This window comes from Actinoplanes couchii (assembly GCF_016862075.1).
GTDB classification, from domain to species: Bacteria; Actinomycetota; Actinomycetes; order Mycobacteriales; family Micromonosporaceae; genus Actinoplanes; species Actinoplanes couchii.
Map to the genome: position 1 here is coordinate 1 of NZ_BOMG01000190.1, position 1,091 is coordinate 1,091.

A 1,091-nucleotide genomic window follows, 5' to 3' on the forward strand; every position below is an offset into this window, starting at 1 on the left:
GTTCTGCCCAGAGAGGTTGGGAACGCGGTTGGCGGGTGGTCCGCCAATGGCGGTGTGGTGGCGATGGTGATTGTAGGTGTGCAGGAATCGGGGTAGGGCCTTTCGGCGGGCGTTTTCGCTGGTGTAGGGCTTGGTGTAGGCCCATTCCTCGGTGAGGGTGCGGTGGAAGCGTTCGACTTTGCCGTTGGTTTGCGGCCGGTACGGGCGGGTCTTCTTCACGCGGACGTCGAGTTCGGTGCAGGTCTGGTGCCAGAGCCGGGACTTGTAGCAGGAGCCGTTGTCGGTCAGGACCCGGGTGACGGTGATCCCTTGCGCGGTGAACCAGGCGTGGGCTCGTCGCCAGAAGGCGGTGGCGGTTTCTTTGGTCTCGTCGGTGAGGATTTCGGTGTAGGCCAGGCGGGAGTGGTCGTCCAGGGCGGTGTGCAGATAGGCGTAGCCGACGCCGGCGCCGCCCCAGGCGTCGGTGGCATGTCCGGGTGTGGCGGTGCGGTTGAGTTTGCCCTGGTGGCGTCCCTGGGTGCGGTGGCCGCCGCCGTCGGGGATGTTGCCGAGTTTCTTGATGTCGACGTGGATCAGGTCGCCGGGCGCGTCGTGTTCGTAGCGGCGGATGGGTTCGGCGGTGGCTCTGTCGAGGTGGGACAGGCGGGCGGCACCGGCCCGGCGCAGGATGGCGTGGCAGGTGGAGGCGGGCAGGCCGAGTCGCCAGCCGATCCGGACGGGTCCGAGGCGTTTGCTGCGGCGTAGGTGCAGGACCTTGCGTTCGATCGGGCGGGGTGTGCGGTTCGGACTGTGGTGCGGGCGGCTGGAGCGGTCGGCCATGCCTGCCGGGCCGTCGGTGCGGTAGCGGTCGGCCCAGCGTTTCGCGGTGGTCGGGCTGACCTGGAATCGGTCCGCGGCCCGCCGTAGCGGCCACTTGTCATCCACGACGCACCGGGCCAGCCGCAATCTGCCGCGTTCGGTCAGAGTGGCGTTAGCGTGGGGCATAGAGGACCTCCCGGGTGAAACGGAACCTTCGACAAGCTCCACCTCACCCGGAGGTCCTCACCTATGTCAGGACTTCCACCGCGTTACCAACGTCCGTGGTCAGAACA

At 67.7% G+C, this 1,091-nt stretch carries 1 protein-coding gene; it reads right to left on the bottom strand.

Features of this window, described 5'->3' with window-relative positions:
• A partial coding sequence (locus Aco03nite_RS52430; RefSeq protein WP_203810786.1) for an IS481 family transposase occupies window positions 1-984 on the bottom strand: 984 nt, incomplete at its 3' end.
• Window positions 985-1,091 lie beyond the last annotated feature (107 nt).